A 3,316-nucleotide genomic window follows, 5' to 3' on the forward strand; every position below is an offset into this window, starting at 1 on the left:
GTGCCGGGCACGCTGTTGGGTGTCTGAGGGTACGGATTTGATCCCGACCTCAGTGCCGGCGCCGGTGAAGCATCACGAGTGTGGTGTGTGACGGTGTACTGGTCGTTGTTTGAGAACTGCACAGTGGACGCGAGCATCTGTGGCCAAGTTTTTAAGGGCGCACGGTGGATGCCTTGGCACCAGGAACCGATGAAGGACGTGGGAGGCCACGATAGGCCCCGGGGAGTCGTCAACCAGGCTTTGATCCGGGGGTGTCCGAATGGGGAAACCCGGCAGTCGTCATGGGCTGTCACCCTTGCCTGAACACATAGGGCAAGTGGAGGGAACGCGGGGAAGTGAAACATCTCAGTACCCGCAGGAAGAGAAAACAACCGTGATTCCGGGAGTAGTGGCGAGCGAAACTGGATGAGGCTAAACCGTATACGTGTGAGACCCGGCAGGGGTTGCGTATACGGGGTTGTGGGATCTCTCTTTCACGGTCTGCCGGCCGTGGGACGAGTCAGAAACCGTTGATGTAGGCGAAGGACATGCGAAAGGTCCGGCGTAGAGGGTAAGACCCCCGTAGTCGAAACGTCAGCGGCTCGTTTGAGAGACACCCAAGTAGCACGGGGCCCGAGAAATCCCGTGTGAATCTGGCGGGACCACCCGCTAAGCCTAAATATTCCCTGGTGACCGATAGCGGATAGTACCGTGAGGGAATGGTGAAAAGTACCCCGGGAGGGGAGTGAAATAGTACCTGAAACCGTGTGCCTACAAGCCGTGGGAGCGTCGGACATCAGCTTGCTGATGTCTCGTGACTGCGTGCCTTTTGAAGAATGAGCCTGCGAGTTTGCGGTGTGTTGCGAGGTTAACCCGTGTGGGGAAGCCGTAGCGAAAGCGAGTCCGAATAGGGCGATATAGTAGCGCGCTCAAGACCCGAAGCGGAGTGATCTAGCCATGGGCAGGTTGAAGCGGAGGTAAGACTTCGTGGAGGACCGAACCCACCAGGGTTGAAAACCTGGGGGATGACCTGTGGTTAGGGGTGAAAGGCCAATCAAACTCCGTGATAGCTGGTTCTCCCCGAAATGCATTTAGGTGCAGCGTCGTGTGTTTCTTGCCGGAGGTAGAGCACTGGATAGGCGATGGGCCCTACCGGGTTACTGACCTTAGCCAAACTCCGAATGCCGGTAAGTGAGAGCGCGGCAGTGAGACTGTGGGGGATAAGCTCCATGGTCGAGAGGGAAACAGCCCAGAGCATCGACTAAGGCCCCTAAGCGTACGCTAAGTGGGAAAGGATGTGGAGTCGCACAGACAACCAGGAGGTTGGCTTAGAAGCAGCCACCCTTGAAAGAGTGCGTAATAGCTCACTGGTCTAGTGATTCCGCGCCGACAATGTAGCGGGGCTCAAGCGTACCGCCGAAGTCGTGTCATTGCGATATATACCCCCAACGGGGATCGTGATGGGTAGGGGAGCGTCGTGTGCCGGGTGAAGCCGCGCCGGAAGGCAGTGGTGGACGGTTCACGAGTGAGAATGCAGGCATGAGTAGCGATTCACACGTGAGAAACGTGTGCGCCGATTGACTAAGGGTTCCTGGGTCAAGCTGATCTGCCCAGGGTAAGTCGGGACCTAAGGCGAGGCCGACAGGCGTAGTCGATGGATAACCGGTTGATATTCCGGTACCCGCTGTGAAGCGTCAAACATCGAACCAGGCGATGCTAAGTCCGTGAAGCCGCCCTGGAGCCTTCGGGCAAAGGGGAGTGGTGGAGCCGACGGACCAGACTTGTAGTAGGTGAGTGATGGGGTGACGCAGGAAGGTAGTCCATCCCGGGCGGTGGTTGTCCCGGGGTAAGGGTGTAGGCCGTGCGATAGGTAAATCCGTCGCACATGAGGCTGAGACCTGATGCCGAGCCGATTGTGGCGAAGTGGATGATCCTATGCTGTCGAGAAAAGCCTCTAGCGAGTTTCATGGCGGCCCGTACCCTAAACCGACTCAGGTGGTCAGGTAGAGAATACCGAGGCGTTCGGGTGAACTATGGTTAAGGAACTCGGCAAAATGCCCCCGTAACTTCGGGAGAAGGGGGGCCATCACCGGTGATTGGATTTTCTCCATGAGCTGGGGGTGGCCGCAGAGACCAGCGAGAAGCGACTGTTTACTAAAAACACAGGTCCGTGCGAAGCCGTAAGGCGATGTATACGGACTGACGCCTGCCCGGTGCTGGAACGTTAAGGGGACCGGTTAGTCACTCTTCGGGGTGGCGAAGCTGAGAACTTAAGCGCCAGTAAACGGCGGTGGTAACTATAACCATCCTAAGGTAGCGAAATTCCTTGTCGGGTAAGTTCCGACCTGCACGAATGGCGTAACGACTTCTCGACTGTCTCAACCATAGGCCCGGTGAAATTGCACTACGAGTAAAGATGCTCGTTTCGCGCAGCAGGACGGAAAGACCCCGGGACCTTTACTACAGTTTGATATTGGTGTTCGGTTCGGCTTGTGTAGGATAGCTGGGAGACTGTGAACTCTGGACGCCAGTTCAGGGGGAGTCGTCGTTGAAATACCAGTCTGGTCGTGCTGGATGTCTAACCTGGGTCCGTGATCCGGATCAGGGACAGTGTCTGATGGGTAGTTTAACTGGGGCGGTTGCCTCCTAAAGAGTAACGGAGGCGCCCAAAGGTTCCCTCAGCCTGGTTGGCAATCAGGTGTTGAGTGTAAGTGCACAAGGGAGCTTGACTGTGAGACCGACGGGTCGAGCAGGGACGAAAGTCGGGACTAGTGACCCGGCGGTGGCTTGTGGAAGCGCCGTCGCTCAACGGATAAAAGGTACCCCGGGGATAACAGGCTGATCTTCCCCAAGAGTCCATATCGACGGGATGGTTTGGCACCTCGATGTCGGCTCGTCGCATCCTGGGGCTGGAGTCGGTCCCAAGGGTTGGGCTGTTCGCCCATTAAAGCGGTACGCGAGCTGGGTTTAGAACGTCGTGAGACAGTTCGGTCCCTATCCGCTGCGCGCGCAGGAATATTGAGAAGGGCTGTCCCTAGTACGAGAGGACCGGGACGGACGAACCTCTGGTGTGCCAGTTGTTCTGCCAAGGGCATGGCTGGTTGGCTACGTTCGGGAGGGATAACCGCTGAAAGCATCTAAGCGGGAAGCCTGCTTCGAGATGAGTATTCCCACCCACTTGATGGGGTAAGGCTCCCAGTAGACGACTGGGTTGATAGGCCGGATCTGGAAGCACAGTAATGTGTGGAGGTGACCGGTACTAATAGGCCGAGGGCTTGTCCTCAGTTGCTCGCGTCCACTGTGTTGGTTCTGAAACCACGAACAGCCCCACACCCCC

At 57.1% G+C, this 3,316-nt stretch carries 1 rRNA gene; it reads left to right on the forward strand.

The annotated features are described in order from the left end of the window. The first annotated feature begins 141 nt into the window (after window positions 1-141). Window positions 142-3,262, forward strand: a 23S ribosomal RNA gene (locus tag ACFQ6S_RS42825). The last annotated feature ends 54 nt before the right edge of the window (window positions 3,263-3,316 follow it).

The sequence above is a fragment of the Streptomyces sp. NPDC056479 genome (assembly GCF_042795335.1).
Taxonomy (GTDB): Bacteria; Actinomycetota; Actinomycetes; order Streptomycetales; family Streptomycetaceae; genus Streptomyces.